The organism is Mesorhizobium sp. B2-4-2, from assembly GCF_006442845.1.
Taxonomy (GTDB): domain Bacteria; phylum Pseudomonadota; class Alphaproteobacteria; order Rhizobiales; family Rhizobiaceae; genus Mesorhizobium.
This window is the reverse complement of record NZ_VFVM01000001.1, coordinates 425132-443658: the sequence shown is the minus strand read 5'-3', so window position 1 is coordinate 443658 and position 18527 is coordinate 425132. Positions and strand designations below refer to the sequence as shown.

Annotated in this window: 21 protein-coding genes and 1 pseudogene; 6 read left to right on the top strand and 16 right to left on the bottom strand. The window is 62.4% G+C overall.

What is annotated here, in order from left to right:
* The first annotated feature begins 2 nt into the window (after positions 1-2).
* On the top strand, positions 3-2891 hold the full coding sequence (locus tag FJ942_RS02180) for an EAL domain-containing protein (protein WP_140655766.1): 2889 nt from the start codon (positions 3-5) through the stop codon (positions 2889-2891).
* 22 nt (positions 2892-2913) lie between these two features.
* Here FJ942_RS02180 and FJ942_RS02175 read toward each other — a convergent pair whose 3' ends face one another.
* Positions 2914-3522: a YqgE/AlgH family protein gene (locus FJ942_RS02175; RefSeq protein ID WP_140494949.1), complete on the bottom strand. Its 609-nt coding sequence runs from the start codon at positions 3520-3522 to the stop codon at positions 2914-2916.
* Between the two features lie 169 nt (positions 3523-3691).
* Between FJ942_RS02175 and FJ942_RS02170 the strand changes: the two genes are divergently transcribed.
* The 3 genes from FJ942_RS02170 to FJ942_RS02160 all read left to right on the top strand — a co-directional run bounded on the left by FJ942_RS02170 (position 3692) and on the right by FJ942_RS02160 (position 5548).
* Positions 3692-4498: a protein-disulfide reductase DsbD domain-containing protein gene (locus tag FJ942_RS02170; RefSeq protein ID WP_140897150.1), complete on the top strand. Its 807-nt coding sequence runs from the start codon at positions 3692-3694 to the stop codon at positions 4496-4498.
* An 85-nt stretch (positions 4499-4583) separates the two neighbouring features.
* Entirely contained in the window at positions 4584-5066 is a 483-nt protein-coding gene (locus tag FJ942_RS02165) for a peroxiredoxin (RefSeq protein ID WP_140897149.1), read from the top strand.
* Between the two features lie 2 nt (positions 5067-5068).
* Positions 5069-5548 carry a DUF2938 domain-containing protein gene (locus FJ942_RS02160; protein ID WP_140878875.1) on the top strand — a complete coding sequence of 160 codons (480 nt, stop codon included), beginning with the start codon at positions 5069-5071 and terminating at the stop codon, positions 5546-5548.
* Between the two features lie 4 nt (positions 5549-5552).
* Here the strand turns inward: FJ942_RS02160 and FJ942_RS02155 are convergent, their stop codons facing one another.
* The 14 genes and pseudogenes from FJ942_RS02155 to coxB form a co-directional block, all read right to left on the bottom strand.
* Positions 5553-5864: a type II toxin-antitoxin system RelE/ParE family toxin gene (locus FJ942_RS02155; protein WP_140580787.1), complete on the bottom strand. Its 312-nt coding sequence runs from the start codon at positions 5862-5864 to the stop codon at positions 5553-5555.
* The gene (locus tag FJ942_RS02150) at positions 5854-6135 is read right to left on the bottom strand and encodes a type II toxin-antitoxin system ParD family antitoxin (RefSeq protein WP_140580963.1); all 282 of its coding nucleotides are present in this window, start codon (positions 6133-6135) and stop codon (positions 5854-5856) included. The genes FJ942_RS02155 and FJ942_RS02150 overlap by 11 nt, the downstream gene beginning before the upstream one ends.
* Positions 6136-6391: 256 nt before the next feature.
* On the bottom strand, positions 6392-6925 hold the full coding sequence (rnhA, locus tag FJ942_RS02140; protein WP_140580785.1) for a ribonuclease HI: 534 nt from the start codon (positions 6923-6925) through the stop codon (positions 6392-6394).
* Entirely contained in the window at positions 6922-7884 is a 963-nt protein-coding gene (locus tag FJ942_RS02135) for a homoserine kinase (protein ID WP_140623526.1), read from the bottom strand. Before FJ942_RS02135 ends, rnhA begins: the two co-directional genes overlap by 4 nt.
* A gap of 5 nt (positions 7885-7889) precedes the next feature.
* Positions 7890-8900 (bottom strand): 4-hydroxy-3-methylbut-2-enyl diphosphate reductase, encoded by a 1011-nt coding sequence (gene ispH / locus FJ942_RS02130; protein ID WP_140494960.1) that lies wholly within the window; start codon positions 8898-8900, stop codon positions 7890-7892.
* A gap of 87 nt (positions 8901-8987) precedes the next feature.
* Positions 8988-9740: an SURF1 family protein gene (locus FJ942_RS02125; protein WP_181169779.1), complete on the bottom strand. Its 753-nt coding sequence runs from the start codon at positions 9738-9740 to the stop codon at positions 8988-8990.
* Positions 9737-10123, bottom strand: a complete 387-nt coding sequence (locus FJ942_RS02120; RefSeq protein ID WP_140494962.1) for a DUF983 domain-containing protein — start codon at positions 10121-10123, stop codon at positions 9737-9739. Before FJ942_RS02120 ends, FJ942_RS02125 begins: the two co-directional genes overlap by 4 nt.
* A gap of 3 nt (positions 10124-10126) precedes the next feature.
* Positions 10127-10311, bottom strand: a pseudogene (locus FJ942_RS28750) (L,D-transpeptidase family protein); the annotation flags it as partial.
* A gap of 76 nt (positions 10312-10387) precedes the next feature.
* Positions 10388-11266 carry a cytochrome c oxidase subunit 3 gene (locus FJ942_RS02110; RefSeq protein ID WP_140494964.1) on the bottom strand — a complete coding sequence of 293 codons (879 nt, stop codon included), beginning with the start codon at positions 11264-11266 and terminating at the stop codon, positions 10388-10390.
* Between the two features lies 1 nt (position 11267).
* The gene (locus tag FJ942_RS02105; protein ID WP_140494966.1) at positions 11268-11900 is read right to left on the bottom strand and encodes a cytochrome c oxidase assembly protein; all 633 of its coding nucleotides are present in this window, start codon (positions 11898-11900) and stop codon (positions 11268-11270) included.
* 8 nt (positions 11901-11908) lie between these two features.
* Positions 11909-12070 carry a hypothetical protein gene (locus FJ942_RS02100; protein WP_140494968.1) on the bottom strand — a complete coding sequence of 54 codons (162 nt, stop codon included), beginning with the start codon at positions 12068-12070 and terminating at the stop codon, positions 11909-11911.
* A 2-nt stretch (positions 12071-12072) separates the two neighbouring features.
* The gene (locus tag FJ942_RS02095; protein ID WP_140494970.1) at positions 12073-13017 is read right to left on the bottom strand and encodes a heme o synthase; all 945 of its coding nucleotides are present in this window, start codon (positions 13015-13017) and stop codon (positions 12073-12075) included.
* A 72-nt stretch (positions 13018-13089) separates the two neighbouring features.
* Entirely contained in the window at positions 13090-14742 is a 1653-nt protein-coding gene (gene ctaD, locus FJ942_RS02090) for a cytochrome c oxidase subunit I (protein ID WP_140494972.1), read from the bottom strand.
* Positions 14743-14780: 38 nt separating this feature from the next.
* Positions 14781-15797 carry a cytochrome c oxidase subunit II gene (gene coxB / locus FJ942_RS02085; RefSeq protein WP_181167186.1) on the bottom strand — a complete coding sequence of 339 codons (1017 nt, stop codon included), beginning with the start codon at positions 15795-15797 and terminating at the stop codon, positions 14781-14783.
* A gap of 258 nt (positions 15798-16055) precedes the next feature.
* On the opposite strand from coxB, the gene FJ942_RS02080 reads away from it, so the two are divergent.
* A complete protein-coding gene (locus FJ942_RS02080; protein ID WP_140897148.1) occupies positions 16056-16601 on the top strand; it encodes an invasion associated locus B family protein in 546 nt (181 codons plus the stop codon).
* A 164-nt stretch (positions 16602-16765) separates the two neighbouring features.
* Entirely contained in the window at positions 16766-18178 is a 1413-nt protein-coding gene (tldD, locus tag FJ942_RS02075) for a metalloprotease TldD (protein WP_140514821.1), read from the top strand.
* Positions 18179-18199: 21 nt separating this feature from the next.
* On the opposite strand, the gene FJ942_RS02070 is transcribed toward tldD, so the two are convergent.
* On the bottom strand, positions 18200-18484 hold the full coding sequence (locus FJ942_RS02070) for a hypothetical protein (protein ID WP_140494980.1): 285 nt from the start codon (positions 18482-18484) through the stop codon (positions 18200-18202).
* Positions 18485-18527: the final 43 nt, after the last annotated feature.

Below are 18527 nucleotides of genomic sequence, written 5' to 3'. Positions count from 1 at the left end.
TTTTGACGAAATTCCTGCGCAACGGGCCGCTGTTCGCCTTTGTCCTCGCGACGATCCTGACGCTGTACGCGGCGTCCTCGGCCTTTGCCGTCGAACCGATCAAGATCGCTCGCGACGATGTCGCGCTCGATCTGTCCGGCGCCGTGGAAATTTACCGGAACCAGGGCGAAAACTTCCAGGTTTCAACCGCGCCCGGACCCGACGGCATCGTGCGACGCATCGAGGTCGAGGCCAATGACGCCCGTTCCACCGGCGACTGGGCCGTGTTCGCGCTTGCCAATACCACCGACCAGCAGCTCGACCGGCTGATCGTGGCGCCGCATTTCCGACTGGTCAATTCCGGCATCTTCTGGCCGGATCTCGGCTCGACCCGTATCGCCGCCATCACGCCCAGCGAAGGCTTTGCGCTCGACCGCCAGAGCAGCCCGGACGCCGACGTCTTCCGGGTGACGCTGAACCCGGGGACGGTGATCACCTTCATCGCCGAACTCGCCTCGCCCAAGCTGCCGCAGGTCTATCTCTGGGACCCGGAATCCTACAAGGACTCAGTCAATTCCTACACGCTGTTCCGCGGCATCGTCATCGGCATCGCCGGGCTTCTCGCGCTGTTCCTGACCATCCTGTTCGTGGTCAAGGGAACCTCCATGTTCCCTGCGACCGCAGCACTCGCCTGGGCCGTGCTTGCCTATATCTGCGTCGATTTCGGCTTCCTCAACAAGATCATCGAGATATCGCCCGGCAACGAGCAGATGTGGCGGGCGGGAACGGAGGTGGCCCTGGCGGCGACCTTCGTGGTGTTCCTGTTCGCCTATCTCAACCTCAACCGATGGCACGGCCATTTCAGCTATGGGGCGCTGGTCTGGATCCTCGGGCTGCTCTTGATCGCCGGCGTCGCCATCGTCGACCCGGCGGTCGCCGCGGGCATCGCCAGGCTGTCCTTCGCCGCCACCGCGCTGACCGGGCTCGGCCTGATCATCTTCCTCGGCATACGCGGCTATGACCGTGCCATCATGCTGGTGCCCAGTTGGGTGATGGTGCTGTTGTGGCTATGCGGATCGTGGATGGCGATAACCGGCATGCTCGACAACGACATCGCCCAGCCGGCGCTTGGCGGCGGTCTGATCCTCATCATCCTGCTGATCGGCTTCACCGTCATGCAGCATGCCTTTGCCGGCGGCGCGCTGCACCAGGGTCTGTTCTCCGACCTCGAGCGGCAGGCGCTGGCGGTGGCCGGCTCGGGCGACACGGTGTGGGACTGGGACGTGCTGCGCGACCGCGTCGTCACCAAGCCCGACGTCAGCATCCAGCTCGGCCTCGCCCCTAACAGCCTGGGGGGTGCAGCCCGCAACTGGCTGCCGGTGCTGCATGTCGATGACCGCGACACGTTCCGCACCACGCTCGACGTGGTGCTCGAGCACCGTCGCGGCAAGGTGGCGCAGAACTTCCGGTTGCGCGGCGCCGACGGCCACTATCACTGGTTTGCGCTGCGCGCGCGCCCGGTTATCGGATCGGACGGTGAGGTCATCCGCTGTGTCGGCACCATGGTTGACGTCACCGAGCAGAAAAAATCCGAGGAGAGGCTGCTGCACGACGCGGTGCACGACAACCTCACCGGCCTGCCCAATCGCGAATTGTTCATGAACCGGCTCGAGGCGATCATCTCGATCGCACGGACCGAAGAGAAGGTGCGCCCGACCGTCTTCGTCATCGACATCGACCGCTTCAAGCAGGTCAATGACGGGCTCGGCATCTCGGCCGGCGACACCATCCTGCTCACCATCGCGCGACGCCTGCACCGGCTCTTGAAGCCGAAGGACTCGCTGTCACGCTTCGCCGGCGACCAGTTCGCCTTGATGCTGCTTTCCGAGCAGGACCCGGCCCGCATCGCGGCGGTGGCGGACGCCATCAAGCATGCCATCAACGCCCCGATCACCTTTGCCAAGCGCGAGATCGTGCTGACCGCCTCGATCGGGCTGATCACCTGGACCTCGGCGCAGACCTCGGCCGAGGACATGGTCAAGGACGCCGAGCTTGCCATGCATCAGGCCAAACGCTTCGGCGGCGACAGGATCGAACCGTTCCGCCCGGCCTTCCGCACCGTCGGCACCGATCGGCTGCAGTTCGAATCCGACCTGCGCCGTGCCATCGAACGGCGCGAATTCACGCTTGCCTACCAGCCGATCGTTCGGCTGGAAGACGGCAGCGTCGCCGGCTTCGAGGCATTGCTGCGCTGGGACCATCCGCGCCGCGGCATGATCCCGCCGGCGGATTTCATTCCGGTCGCCGAAAGCTGCGGGCTGATCGTACAGCTTGGGCTGTTCGCCATGCAGCAAGCCGCCGAGGATCTGGCGGCATGGCAAAAGCAGATCGGCGACGCGCCGCTGTCGGTTTCGGTCAACCTTTCCAGCCGCCAGCTCATCCGCCGCGACCTGGTCAGCGACGTCCGCTCCGTGATTGCGCGAGCCAATCTGAAGCCGCGCTGCTTCCGGCTCGAGCTCACGGAATCGCTGGTTATGGACAATCCCGAGCAGACTGCCCATGTGCTGACCAAGCTGAAGCAGCTCGGCATCGGCCTGTCGCTGGACGATTTCGGTACCGGCTATTCTTCGCTGGCCTACCTGACGCGCTTTCCCTTCGACACGATCAAGATCGACAAGAGTTTCGTGGACGACAGCACGCCCAAACGCGCCGTGCTGCTCAAATCCATGGTCAGCATGGCGCATGAGCTCGGCCTGTCGGTGGTCGCCGAAGGCATTTCGGACGAGCGCGACGCGCTGGAGCTGCGCCAGATGGGCTGCGAATATGTGCAGAGCTTCATGTTCGGCGCCCCGATGCCCGGGGATCAGGTGCTGAAGACGCTGAAGGAACAGTATCCGCTGACGCAGGCGTAGTTGGCTTTCACGCCGCTGGAGCTCAGGCGTGGCCGGCCGCTACACTCAAATGCGCGAGGTCGATGCCGATCGAGGCGAGAATCCGGTCGTATTTGCGCTCGATGTCGGTATCGAACAGAAGCTCCGGAGTGGCCGGACAAGTCAGCCAGCCGTTTTCGGCTATCTCGGTTTCCAACTGGCCGGCGCCCCAACCCGAATAGCCCAGCGCCATCAGCGCGTGACGGGGTCCCCGGCCCGACGATATGGCGCGCAATATGTCGACGGTCGCGGTCAGGCAGACATCGTCGGAAACGGTCAACGAAGACTCCACCCGGTAATCGCCCGTATGCAGCACGAAGCCGCGGCTTCGGTCGACGGGCCCGCCATTGCGAACGACGAAATCACGGGTACGGGCGGGCAACCGGATCGCCTCGTGCTCGTTCATGATGCCAAGTTGCACCAAAAGGTCCGGAAAGAGCATCTGCTGCGTCTGGTTGATGATCAGGCCCATCGCGCCCTCATCGCTGTGGGCGCAGATATAGATGACCGAGCGCGTGAAACGGTCGTCCTTCATGCCAGGCATGGCAATGAGGAACTGATCGTCGAGAAAGCCGCTGCCGGCGGCTGTCTTCTTGTGGCGCAACAAGTCCATAATCAGAGGGTAACGCGTTTCCCGGGCGCCGAAAAGATGTACCGCGCCGGTTTTCGACCAAGCCCGTGCCGCCGGCCGATCATTACCTGCGGCAAAGGTCACGCAAATATGATACCGGCAAGACCATGAAATCATTGCACGGCCATGAACGGACGATCAAATCATCACCATGCAAAGCTTGAAAATCCTGTTGCTCGGCGCCGTTATCGGATCGGCGATCACACTCCCAGCCGCGGCCTCTTCGTCCGCCTGGTACAACAGCGAAGGCGGCAAGGTACGGCTGGTGACGAGCGGCAAGCCCGACGATGCCGGCCGCATCCGGGGCGTTCTCGACATAGCGCTCAAGCCTGGCTGGAAGACTTATTGGCGCGACCCGGGCGACGCGGGCGTGCCGCCGCAACTCGATATCTCGGCCAGCACCAACATTTCCGATGCCAGCCTTTCCTTCCCGGCGCCGAAGCGTCATGACGACGGCTACGGCAAATGGGCGGGCTACGACTATCCGGTCTCGCTGCCGGTGACGTTCACGCTGTCGGCCGCGAAGGATCCGTCCGTCATCGACGCCGACATTTTCCTCGGCATTTGCGAGACGATATGCATCCCTGTGCAGACGCGGCTGACCGTCGACCCCGGCTCCGACCCGGACAATGCCGAGGACGCGGAGCTGGTCAAGGGGAGCTTCGCCGCCTTGCCCGCGCCGGCAAGATCCGACTTCGGCATCAACGTGCTGCCGGGCGACCATGAAACGCTGGTTGTGGAGGCGAGCTTTCCCGGCGATCCGGAAGCGGCTGACTTCTTCGTCGCAGGAGACCGCGACTACATGTTCGGTTCGCCGGCGCGCAGCCAGAAGGACGGCAAGCTGGTCTTCACTGTGCCGATCCTCGACCGGCCATCGACGACCCCCACGGATGGCGGACTTCACTATACACTGACGAGTTCGGCAGGCGCGGTCGAAGGGCTCTTGCCTTTCCCTTGATCCAGCCCTCCGCGATGGTTGCGGGAAACCGCATAGTTCGCTACCCAAGGCTACGTCCTTCCCCATTCTCCCAAGCGAGGAACTCATGACCATTTCCGCTGGCGACAGACTGCCCGATACGACGTTCAAGACGATGACTGCCGACGGTCCCAAGCCGATCACGACGGCCGAGATTTTTGCGGGAAAGAAGGTCGTGCTGTTTGCTGTGCCTGGCGCCTTCACGCCGACCTGCAGCAACAATCATTTGCCCGGCTACCTGGAGAACCGCGACGCCATCCTGGCGCGCGGTGTCGATACGGTCGCCGTGGTTTCGGTCAACGACGTCCATGTCATGGGCGCCTGGGCACGCTTCACCGGCGGTGAAGGCAAGATCCTGTTCCTCGCCGACGGCAATGGCGACTTCGCCAAGGCGATCGGCCTCGACGCCGACTTCTCCGGCGGAGGCATGGGTCTTCGGTCGAAGCGGTTTTCAATGATCGTCGATGACGGCAAGGTCACCGCCCTCAATGTCGAGACCAAGCCCGGCGTCGATGAATCCGGCGCCGCCAATATCCTCGAACTGCTCTGACCATGACGTTCGACATCGTCTGGCGTAGCGTGGCGATCGGCGTCGGCGCCACGCTGCTGATGGATATCTGGGCCTTTCTTCTCTACAAGATGTTCGGTCAAGCACGGCCGAACTGGGCCCCCGTTGGCCGCTGGGTCTGGCATTTACGGGAAAAAGTCTTTCACGACGATATTGGCGATGCGACGCCCTATGTACACGAATCGGCTTTGGGCTGGGCCTTTCACTATGTTGTCGGCATCGTCTACGGCATCATCCTTGTCGTGGGGGCCGGAGCGGGCTGGCTTGTCGCGCCGATTTTCCTGCCGGCTTTCATCCTTGGCATGGTCACAGTCGGCGCCGGCTGGTTCCTGCTGGCGCCCGGCATGGGCGCGGGCTGGGCAGCGTCGAAGCGGCCCAACCCGATGAAGGTACGGGCGCTGAACCTGGTGTCACACACCGTGTTCGCCCTCGGGCTTTGGGGCACGGCGCTGTTGATCCGCTGAATGGCTAAAACAAGCGGTTCAAATCTCGCCGCCCATCAACAACCCGGACGATTTCAACCTGCTCAACAGGGCCATCGTCGGTGTCCGGAATCGTTTCGTAGAGCAGTAAAAACGGCGTCTCCACCAGCATTCGTGCGGACGACCTGATGTCCAGTCGTCTAACTCCCATGCGCGGCTGGTCTGCCAGCTGCATGGCTCGCGCTTCCAGCCGATCATAATAACGATCGGCCGCCCGTATGTTTTCGCTGCCGATCACCATGTAGATGTCGATGAGGTCCGCTCTAGCTGCGGGTGACCAGACTAGCCTAACGGCCATTCAGCGAGACGTCCGTCAGCTTTCGCCGAGCTTCCTTTCGCAGCTCGTCGAAATCCACAGGCTCGGGTCTTCCGCTTGCCTTGCCTTCATCCCACAGCTGTCTCAGCCGTTGGATATCGTCATGCCGCAGTTCACGTTTGGCCAGCCAATCTCGCACTGCTTCCCGCACAATCTCGCTTGCAGTGGCATACTCGCCCGCTTCCACCGCCTCTCGCATGACGGCTGCCTGCTGCGGCGTCACCGCAATGCTCATTTTTTCCACGTTCGCCACGCCGGCTTCCTTCATTGCTCTTTGGTAGCAAATATTACTCCTATCCCGGAGCAACTGCAACGTTATGGGCTCTATGCGTACGCCCACTGGACGTTGGTCAAAGCAGCCAGCATTGCAATCGCTCTCGCGCGTCCAACATCGGACAGGCCCATCCCGGTACCGGAATCTTGGCGTCCACCTGAACCTGGGGATGCATCACATAGTGGAGGATCGGCATGACAGAGATCCCAGCCTGGGGATGGTGCCGCCCCGGAATTCAATAGCTTTGGGTCGAGCGCCGCACCTTTACCATCGCCGGCTGCTTGGACTGCGCGACCGGCTTCGCTGGGGCAGCAACAAGCTTGACCGCGCCCTTCTTGAACGGCGCCATGCCCTCACGAGCAAGTTCGTCGGCGCGTTCGTTCTCGGTATGGCCGGCATGGCCCTTGACCCAGATCCAGGTGACCTTGTGACGCCGATTGGCTTCATCCAGCGCCTGCCAGAGCTCACCATTCTTGACCGGCTTCTTGTCGGCGGTCTTCCAGCCGTTCTTCTTCCAGCCATGGATCCACTTTGAAATGCCGTCCATGACATATTTGCTGTCGGTGTGAAGATCGACCGTGCAAGGTTCCTTGAGCGCGTTCAGCGCCGAGATGGCGGCAAGCAATTCCATGCGGTTGTTGGTCGTCTCGGCCTCGCCACCCGATAGTTCCTTGGTGGCGCCGTTGAAGCGCAGGATCGCGCCCCAGCCGCCCGGGCCGGGATTGCCCGAACAGGCGCCATCGGTGAATATCTCAACGTGTTTGCTCATGCCAGCCCATATTCCGAAGCAGATTTGATCGTCCGATGAAACCGCATTCTCCTGATGTATTCGGTCGGATCGCGTTTCATTACCAGCCCGCCACCGGGAACGGTCAGCCAGTCATACAGCCGGGTCAGCATGAAACGCAGCGCCGAGCCCCGTGCCAGCATCGGAAGTGCCGCCTTTTCCTGATTGCTCAGAGGCCGCACACCTTGGTAGCCGGCAAGCAGCGCCTTGCCCTTGGTGAGATTGAAGGAAAAATCCTTCTCGAAACACCAGGCGTTCAGGCATGTGGCGACGTCATAGGCGTAGAGGTCGTTGCAAGCGAAATAAAAATCAATCAAGCCGGAGAGCTTCTCGCCGAGAAAGAACACATTGTCCGGGAAAAGATCGGCGTGGATGATGCCTTCCGGGAGACCCTTCGGCCAATTCCGCTCGAAGTCGGCGAAGTCGGCGTCGACTTCGGCCGCAAGGCCCGGCTCGACCTCATCGGCACGGTCGCGAGCTGCCGACCAGAGCTTGCGCCAGCCGTCGATTGCGAGCGCATTGGGGCGGATCATCGGAAAGTCGGCACCGGCCAGGTGCAGGGAGGCCAGCGCCTTGCCGACCTCGGCGCAATGGATGGATGTCGGTCGCCGGAGCGAGAGACCCTCGAGGAAAGTGATGATGACGGCCGGCCGGCCCGCCAGCGTGCCGATGACGCTGCCGTCATGCGCGGTTACCGGCAGCGGGCAGGACACGCCCTTTTTGGCGAGATGACCCATCAACCCGAGGAAAAACGGCAGATCCGCCTTTTCGACCCGTCTTTCATAGAGCGTCAGGATGTAGGAGCCGCTGGAGGTGTGCAGCAAAAAATTCGAGTTCTCGGTGCCCTCCGCGATGCCCTTGTAGGACAGGAGATCGCCGACTGGGTAGTGCTTCAGGAATGCGCCGAGTTCGCCTTCCGCAACGTCGGTGTAGACCGCCATGTGCCTTACGGCGCCCCGTTGACGAAAGCCATGTCGGCCGCCGTCAGTTCGACATCGCGCAGTACCCGCATGACGGGAAAATCCTCCGTTTCGGTGGCCGTGATGGCCAGGTCGATCGTGACATCGAAGCGCTGGCGGAACGCATCGATGATCTCGTCGACGATGATCTCCGGGGCGGATGCCCCCGCCGACAGACCGAGCGTCGAGATGTCGCCGATGTCATCCCACGGAATCTCGGCGGCGCGCTGCACGAGAAGCGACATCGCAGCCCCCGCACGCTCAGCCACTTCGACAAGACGCCGCGAATTGGAGGAATTGGGCGCGCCGACGATCAGGTAGAGATCGGCCCCCGCGGCTGTATCCTTGACCGCTTCCTGACGGTTCGTGGTGGCATAGCAGATCGATTCCGCCGCCGGCGCCTTCAGGTCGGGAAAGCGGTCCTGCAGCGCGCGGATGATGCCGGCCGTGTCCTCGACCGATAGCGTGGTCTGGGTGACGAAGCCGAGCGCCTTCGGGTCCGCCGGCGCAAGCCTCGCGGCATCGGCTTCGGTCTCGATCAGCGTTACCGCACCCTCCGGCAATTGTCCCATCGTGCCGATCACCTCGGGATGTCCGGCATGGCCGATCAGGAGCACGTGGCGGCCGAGCCGCTGGTGGCGCATCGCTTGCTTGTGGACCTTGGAGACCAGCGGACAGGTGGCGTCGAGATAGAACAAATTGCGCGCCTGGGCATCCGCCGGTACCGACTTCGGCACGCCATGCGCGGAAAAGACGACCGGCGACTGCCGATGTTCGGCCGGAATCTCGGAAAGTTCCTCGATAAAGACGGCGCCAAGGCTTTGCAGACCCTCGACGACATAGCGGTTGTGCACGATCTCATGGCGGACATAGACCGGCGCGCCATATTTCTTCAGCGCCAGCACGACGATCTGGATAGCACGGTCGACGCCGGCGCAAAAACCGCGCGGCTGGCAGAGGCGGATCGTCAGAGAAGGCTTTGTCGTGGTCTGAAGCATGAATCCGGGCCGTTTGATCAGAGCCGAAATGAGGTGCCTACCCCCGTCCTGTCAAGGGCGATGGCCCTTCAAGCGGGTCGGTCGCGCTCATTCCTCTTTCGCTGGCCTGCGAAGCCGCAGGATGAGAACGGCGGCAAGTGCCGCGGCAAGCCCATACCAGGTCACGGCATATTGCAGATGGCTGTTCGGCAGGTCGATGATGGTGACACCGCCGATGGGCAAACCGCCCGGATTCGGCGTCTTGTCGGCGTCGATGAAGATTGGCACCAGCTTGGCGCTCGCCGGCAAGCCAGCGCTCGCCGCCATCACGTCACGGTCCTTCCAGTAAAAGATGTTCTTCGCCACGTCGTTGTCGGGAAGCATCATCGACGGCTTTGCCGGCAGCGGATTGCGAGCGAGGCCGGTGACCGTGACCTTGCCCGCGACCTGTCCCTTGGCGCGCTTGGCGGCATCCTTCAGATCGTATGGCACGAAACCGCGATTGATCAGGACGAAGCGGCCATCGTCGAGGGCCAGCGGCGTGTAGACGTTGAAGCCGGCTTCGCCTTCCCATGTTGCGTAGAAATGCCGCTCGCCGGAATGCAGGAACGTGCCGGTCACCGTCACCGGCGTGTAGTCGACGTCCCCAGTCGAGGCGAATTGTTTCTCCACCTCGGCCAGCGGGAGCGGCGGCGAGTGGGTGCGCTGGTCGATGGTCTGGATAAGACCTTCCTTCCAGTGCAGGCGCTGGACCTGCCAGGTGCCGAGCGCCAGCAGGATCAGGAGCAGGACGAGGCCAATGCCAAGCAGCAATACCGATCCTGGCCGCGAACGACCGCCCTTGGCGGACATGTCGGTCATTCGCCGCGATCCAGCCGGCCCTCGGCCGCCTTGTTGCGGTACTGCAGCGTAAGCAGCACCCCCTTGATCAGCCGGAGCGCCGTCAGGCACAGCACCAGCGCCAGCGGGATCCAGACCAGCAGATGCAGCCAGAGCGGCGGGCTCAGCGTCACTTCGACCCAGAGCGCCAGGCCGACGATGATGAAGCCGATGATCAGGATGACGAAAACCGCGGGCCCGTCGCCGGCATCGGCATAGGAATAATCAAGACCGCAATTGGTGCAGCGTTTGCCTACGGTGAGAAAGCCGGAAAACAGCCGCCCCTCGCCGCAGCGCGGGCAGCGTCCATGCAAGCCCGCGGAAATAGGGTCGATCGGAGGCCAGATCGCCTTGTCGTCGCTCATTGCTTACCGCTCAATCCTGATGGGTGTTCCATCGATCACCACCGCCCAGACTTCGTCCATGCCGGAGTCCGTAACGGCAATGCCGCCGTCGGTCCAGCCGACCAATTGAAGCAGCCGCCGAATCCGTTCGGCTGGCCGTGGATCATGATCATACCGCCGGCATCGACACTGTGCGCCCTCGCAACCGCCCGGATCGCATTGGACCGAAAAGAAGAAGGGCGGCCACGTTGCCGCAGCCGCCCCTTCAAAGTCATCAGACCGGTATCAGTGGGCTTCGATTACCGCGCCGACCGATCCCCAGACATAGATCGAGGCGAACAGGAACAACCAGACCACGTCGACGAAATGCCAGTACCATGCGGCAGCCTCGAAACCGAAATGCTGCTTGGGCGTGAAATCGCCCTTCATGGCCCGGATCAGGCAGACGGCCAAGAAGATGGTGCCGATGATGACATGGAAGCCGTGGAAGCCGGTCGCCATGAAGAAGGTGGCGCCGTAGATGGAATCCTTGAAGGCGAACGGAGCATGCATGTACTCGTAGGCCTGCACCATGGTGAACAGCATGCCGAGGCCGACGGTCAGCACCAGCCCGTTGATCAGCCCCTTGCGATCGCCGTGGATAAGGGAGTGGTGCGCCCAGGTGACCGTGGTGCCCGACAACAGCAGGATCACGGTGTTATAGAGCGGCAGGTGGAAAGGATCGAGAACCTCCATGCCCTTCGGCGGCCAGACACCGCCGGTGAACGCGGTGCGGGCATATTGGTGGGCTTCGCTCGGAAACAGGCTGGCATCGAAATAGGCCCAGAACCAAGCGACGAAGAACATCACCTCGGAGGCGATGAACATGATCATGCCATAGCGCAGATGCAACGACACGACCCGCGTGTGATGGCCCTCATGCGCTTCCTTGATCGTGTCCGACCACCAGGCGAACATGGTGTAGAGGACGATCGCGAGGCCGATGAAGAACAGCCACGGATTGGCGATGTTGAAGCCGAAGATCGGGAACGAGCCGCCCTTCAGGTATTCCATGAGGCAAACGCCGCCAAAGGCGGTGACGAGCGCCCCTATCGATCCCAGGAAAGGCCACGGGCTCGGGTCGACGAGATGATAGTCGTGATGTTTTGCGTGCGCGTCTGCCATATCAACCCCCGAGATTTCCTTCGGTATTTGAAATTGTCTTGCTGTTGCCCTGGACCGGCTCTGACGATGCGACCGGCTTGTTCTTCTCGACCGGAAACATCGTGTAGGACAGGGTGATCGTCTTCACGTCCTTCAGTTCCGGCACGTTGACGATATCGGGGTCCACGTAGAACAGGACCGGCATGTCAAGCGTTTCGCCGGGCTTCAGCGTGGTGTCGGTGAAGCAGAAGCATTCGACCTTGTTGAAATAGGGACCCGCCAGTTCAGGCTGGACATTGAAGGTGGCGCGGCCGGTGATGGGGCGATCGAACTTGTTGGTCGCCTGATAGTGCGCCTGCACCGTCTCGCCGATCTTCATGGTCATCGAGCGCTGGACCGGCTGGAAATCCCACGGCACGCCGGCGATATTGGCGTCGAAGCGGACGGTGATCTCGCGATCGAGCACGCGGCCGGCATACTGCTTCTCGACGCGTTGCGTCGTGCCGCCATAGCCTGTCGCCTGGCAGAACATCTTGTACAGCGGCACCGCGGCATAGGCCATGCCGATCATGCCGGTGAAGAAGGCAACGCAGACGGCCGCAACAAGGCGGTTGCTGTTGTGCCCGGCCGGTTTGGCGCTCGTGTCGACACCCATCTCCCGCCTCACATCGTGCCAGAGAGGTTATGACCGAACTTCACGATCGTCGCGATATAGAAGATAACGACCAGCACGGCCAAGGCTACGCCGATGGCGACCGAGCGGTTGCGCCGGGCCTTCCGCTGGCGTTCGGTCAAGGTGACCGTTTCGAGCTTGTCTTCGATCATGCTCATGCTCCACCCACCGCAAGTGCACGTTCGACGACGCTGTCGGCGAGATAGACGGCGAAGATGGCGAAGAGATAGAGCAGCGAATAGCCGAACAACGCCTTGGCTGGCTTCATCGCGCGATCGTCGTCGGACATGCCAAGCACTTTCCACGCATACCAGACAAAGCCGAGCCCGAGCAGCAGGGCAGCCACGCCATAGAACGGCGTGGTGTAGCCAAGCAGCCACGGCAGCACACCGACCGGGGCCAGCACCAGAGCATAGGCGAAGATCTGACGGCGGGTCGACGCCGGGCCGGCGACATTGGGCATCATCGGGATGCCGGCGCGTTCATAATCCTGCGACTTGAACAGCGCCAGCGCCCAGAAATGCGGCGGCGTCCACAGGAAGATGATGAGGAACAGGACGACGCTCTCCAGGCTGACCGTGCCGGTCACCGCGGCCCAGCCGATCACGGGCGGAATGGCGCCGGCAGCACCGCCGATGACGATGTTCTGCGGCGTCCAGCGCTTCAGCCACATTGTGTAGACGACGGCATAGAAGAAGATGGTGAAGGCCAGCAGCGCCGCCGACAGCCAGTTGACCAGCACGCCGAGCGTCATCACCGACAAAACCGAAAGCACCAACCCAAAGCTCAACGCCTCGTGGGGCTGGATGCGGCCGGCCGGCACCGGGCGGGTGGCGGTGCGTGTCATCACCGCGTCGATATCGGCATCGTACCACATATTGAGCGCGCCGGAGGCACCAGCCCCGATGGCAATAGCCAGGATCGCGATCACCGCCAGCAGCGGATTGATGGTCACGGGTGCCGCGACCAGTCCGACAAAGGCGGTGAACACCACCAGCGACATGACGCGCGGCTTCAGGAGGGCGAAGAAATCACCCGCCGTCGCTTCCGACATGCGGAAGCCCGCTTCGTCAATGCTGGTTTCGTCGACAAGGGCCATGCGTACTCAAATCCATATTCCGTTTGGCCGAAACCGCCGGCAGGCCGGCGGTTTCGATTCCGGGCTGCCGCCTTATTTGATCTTCGGCAGCTGCTCCCATTGGTGGAACGGCGGCGGCGACGGCAGCTGCCATTCCAGCGTCGTTGCGCCCTCGCCCCATGGATTGGCGCCAGCGATCCGCTTCTTCTGGAAGGCTTCGAACACGCCATAGAGGAAGATCACCACGCCGACGGCCGAAATGTACGAACCGTAGGACGACACCATGTTCCAGCCCGCAAACGCGTCCGGATAGTCGATGGTGCGGCGCGGCATGCCGGCAAGGCCGAGGAAGTGCTGCGGGAAGAAGACAAGGTTGACGCCGACGAACATGACCCAGAAATGGGTGTTGGCGATGACGGGCGAATACATGTAGCCGGTCATCTTCGGGAACCAGTAGTACCAGCCGGCGAAGATGGCGAACACCGCCCCCAGCGACAGCACGTAATGGAAGTGCGCGATCACGAAATAGGTGTCGTGCAGCGACCGGTCGAGACCGGCATTGGCCAGCTGAACCCCGGTAACACCACCGATCGTGAACAGGAAGATGAAGCCCAGCGCCCACAGCATCGGCGGCTTGAACGATATCGATCCGCCCCACATCGTCGCGATCCAGGAGAAGATCTTCACGCCCGTCGGCACCGCGATGACCATGGTGGCGAAGACGAAGTAGCGCTGCGTGTCGAGCGACAGGCCGGTCGTGTACATGTGGTGCGCCCAGACGATGAAGCCGACCGCGCCGATCGCGACCATGGCGTAGGCCATGCCGAGATAGCCGAACACCGGCTTGCGCGAGAAGGTGGAGACGATATGGCTGATGATGCCGAAGCCCGGCAGGATCAGGATATACACTTCCGGATGGCCGAAGAACCAGAACAGGTGCTGGAACAGCAGCGGATCGCCGCCGCCATCGGGAGCGAAAAAGGTCGTGCCGAAATTGCGGTCGGTAAGCAGCATGGTGATGCCGCCGGCAAGGACCGGAAGCGACAACAGCAGCAGGAATGCGGTGACCAGCACCGACCAAGCAAACAGCGGCATCTTGTGCAGCGTCATGCCTGGCGCGCGCATGTTGAAGATGGTGGTGATGAAGTTGATGGCACCCAGGATCGAGGACGCGCCGGCGATGTGAATCGACAGGATCGCCAGATCCATGGCCGGACCGGGCTGACCGGAGGTCGAAAGCGGCGGATAGAGCGTCCAGCCGCCGCCGACGCCGTAGGCGCCAGGCGCGCTCGGCACGAACATCGAGATAAGCAGCAGGATGAAAGCCGGCGGCAGCAGCCAGAACGAGATGTTGTTCATGCGCGGGAACGCCATGTCCGGGGCGCCGATCATGATCGGCACCATCCAGTTGGCAAAACCGCCGATCAGGGCCGGCATGACCATGAAGAAGATCATGATCAGCGCGTGCGCTGTGGCGAAGGCGTTGTACATGCTCTTGCCGCCGTCGATCGCGGCGTCACCGTTCATGCCGTAGACCATCTGCGCCAGACCGCTGAAGATCTGGATGCCAGGCTCCTGCAACTCCATGCGGATGGCGACCGACAGCGCGCCGCCGATGATGCCGGCCATGATCGCGAAGATCAGGTAGAGCGTACCGATGTCCTTGTGGTTGGTCGAATAAACCCAGCGCACCCAACCATGATAAGGCTTGTGGTCGTGCCCGTCGTGAGCTGCAGCGTCTGCCATGTTCCGCTCCGTTCCCTAAATCTTGCTAACCCGCGGCATCAGTTGCCGGCGGCCGCTACCTTGTTCTGGCCATCGACCTCGGCCATCAGCGTCTTGTTGGCGCCGGGCAGATCGGTCTTGGCCGCAGCCAGCCAGGTCTTGAACTGCGCGTCGGAGACGACGCGGATGGCGATCGGCATGAAGGCATGGTCCTTGCCGCAGAGCTGCGAGCACTGGCCGTAGTAGAGGCCTTCCTTCTCCGCCTTGAACCAGGTCTCGTTGGTGCGGCCGGGAATGGCATCGATCTTGATGCCGAAGGACGGCATGGCGAAGGAATGGATCACGTCGGTCGCGGTGACGAGCACCCGGGTCATCGTGTGGACGGGCACCACCATCTCGTTGTCGACGGCAAGCAGGCGCGGATAGACCTTGCGATCTTCCTTGCCGGCGGCGGCACGGTCGCCATCCTGGAGGATCGCCGAGTTGAACGAGAGCGTGTTGTCGGTCTGGTATTCGTAATCCCAGTTCCACTGGTTGCCCGTCGCCTTGACGGTGAGCTTGGCTTCTTCCGGCGGCGTGTACTGCGCGGTCAAGAGCTGGAACGAGGGGATGGCGAGGCAGAGCAGGACGACGACGGGGCCGACAGTCCAGATCACCTCGATCAGCGTGTTGTGGCTGGTCTTGGACGGAACCGGGTTGGCGCTCGCGCGGAATTTCACGATGCAGTAGATCAGAAGGACCAATACTAGGGCGGTGATCGGGATGATGAACCACATCGTGTAGTTTCCGAACCACTCGATCTGGCGCATCATGTCGGTTGCCGGCGCCTGGAAGGTCGTCTCCCACTCGACGGGCTGATCGGCATGGGCGGCCGTGCCGGCGAAAAACGTGGTAACGGCACAAGCGCTTAGAAACTTGGCACTTGCTGGAAGCTTGGCGTTTGCCAGGAAATTTCTCATCGCCCTCTTCGTCTCCCAGTTCCTCGCGGCTGTGTCCACGAGAATAACGAACAATGCCGGGACGGGAATCCCGACTGTCTCAAGCTGGTTCAAACCATACTCTTTTTCCCTCCGCAAGAAAGGAGCGGAGGAAACCGTGCGGCATTTTTGCGCGCAAGCCGGAATGCATCTTTGAAGGCGGCGGCCGCCATGGCGAATCGGCTATGTTCAACGGATCGGCTGCTTCCTGCCGGCCGGCGCGCCTGGCGTCGTAATTCGGGCGAAATTGGCTAGGAAAAGCGCCGCATGGGCATTTTCGTGGCGGCTCGGCCGCTGTCTCGTCCTTTACTTGGCTTTGGCGCGGCTTAAAGTGCCGTGATTCGCAATGGAGCCGTCATGAACTCTTGGCTGTCGGGATTTGGGCTTTCGAGCCCCTTGGCGAAGGTCATCTTTCTCGCCGCCTTGTTCGTCGCCGGCTTGTCGGCCGCCGGCCAGGCCAACGCGGCCCAGCCGAGCGGCACGGTGCGCTCGACCCATGGCGCGTGGTCGATCATCTGCGACACGCCGGCCGGCGCCACGTCCGAACAATGCGTGATGATGCAGAACGTCGTCGCCGAGGACCGCCCCGAGATGGGGCTGTCGGTCGTGGTGCTGCGCACCGCCGACAACAAGGCGGAGATCCTGCGCGTGCTGGCGCCGCTCGGCGTGCTCTTGCCCAACGGGCTCGGCCTCAATGTCGACGGCAAGGATATCGGCCGCGCTTATTTCGTGCGCTGCTTCCAGGACGGCTGCTACGCTGAGGTCATTCTCGAGAAGCCGCTGCTCGATACGCTGAAGACCGGCACGTCGGCCACGTTCATCGTCTTCCAGACGCCAGAAGAAGGCATCGGCATCCCGGTGGACCTCAAGGGTTTTGCTGACGGATTTGCGGCCCTGCCGTAGACTCCCGCGCCTCGACCCGGGAGCTGCCGATCAACGATAGGTTTTCCGGACCTGGGATAGATCCGGGACGCCGCCGCCCTGCATTTGAATGACGATTGGCGATTGTCTGGGCGCGGCTTCGCGCCTACATCCCGGATATAACCATTCATCCACGGACATACGCCATGAACAGCCTTATCGGCCAATTCGATATTTCCGACGATCGCGTCAAGGAGATCGTCGCAGAGACCATCAACGGCGCCGACGATGGCGAGTTGTTCGTCGAATACAGCGAGAGCGAAGCGCTGATGTTCGACAACGGTCGGCTGAAGACGGCCAATTTCAACACCGACCAGGGTTTCGGCCTACGCGCGGTTGCCGGCGAAGCCAGCGGCTATGCCCACTCCAGCGACCTGTCCGAGGCTTCGCTGCGACGCGCGGCTGACGCCGTCTCGACCGTTAAGGGCGGTTATTCCGGAACGCTTGCCGCCGCGCCCGCCCGCACCAACCGCCATCTCTATGGCGATGAGAACCCGATCCCCTCCCCTTCCTTCGAGGCCAAGGCGAAGCTGTTGCAGGAAGTCGACGCATGGCTGCGCGCCGAGGATCCGCGCGTGCGCCAGGTCTCGGCATCGCTGACCTCGTCCTGGCAGCATGTCGAGATCGTGCGCGCCGACGGCCAGGTGGTGCGCGACATCCGGCCGCTGGTCAGGGTGAACGTGTCGGTGGTGGTCGGCGACGGCGACCGCCAGGAAAGCGGCTCCTACGGCATGGGCGGACGCAAGGCGTTCGGCGACTTCCTCGTCGAGGACAGCTGGAAGCACGCCGCCAAGGAGGCGCTGCGTCAGGCGCTGGTCAATCTCGAAGCCGTACCGGCGCCGGCCGGCACTTTCGACATCGTGCTCTCCAGCGGCTGGCCCGGCGTCATGCTGCACGAGGCCGTCGGCCACGGGCTGGAAGGCGACTTCAACCGCAAGAAGACATCCGCTTTCGCCGGCCTGATGGGCCAGCAGGTGGCGGCAAAGGGCGTCACCGTCGTCGATGACGGCACGATCGCGGAACGACGCGGGTCGCTCACCGTCGACGATGAAGGCACGCCTTCGGCGCGCAACGTGCTGATCGAGGACGGCAAGCTGGTCGGTTACATGCAGGACCGCCAGAACGCCCGGCTGATGGGCATGCGGGCCACCGGCAACGGAAGGCGCGAGGGCTACGCGCACCAGCCGATGCCGCGCATGACCAACACCTACATGACATCGGGCGACATGGAGCCGGACGAGATCATCGCCTCGGTCAGGAACGGCATCTATGCCGTCTCCTTCGGCGGCGGCCAGGTCGACATCACCTCCGGAAAGTTCGTGTTCGGCTGCACCGAAGCCTACATGATCGAGAACGGCAAGGTGACGCAACCGATCAAGGGCGCCATGCTGATCGGTAACGGGCCCGACGCCATGCACCGCGTTTCGATGATCGGCAATGACATGAAGCTCGACAACGGCATCGGTATGTGCGGCAAGGCTGGACAGGGCGTGCCGGTCGGCGTCGGCCAGCCGCACCTCAGGATGGACCAGATGACGGTCGGCGGCACAAGGGTTTGAAGCCGCCTCGTGGCCAGTCTGCTAGGTCTTGCTCACAGACCGGCGCGACGTGGCATACAGGATCAGGAAGCCGATAACGCCGCCGATCGCGTACTGGGTCCATGCACTCAGGTAGTCGACGGTCCCATCATGGCCCGAGACATAGAGCGCAGCGCCGACAAACGTCATGACCGCGACGCCAAGCGCATAGGATGGCACCAGCCCCACACGCGTGAATTTTCTCAAGATCCAAGCGAGCACCGCACCGGTGAGCGCCATGATGAGAGCCGAACCAAAAATCTCGGCAACAAAACCTGGTGAAATCATCTTCTCCCCCTATCCCAATTTGGATTATGCCTTTTTGCGGGGC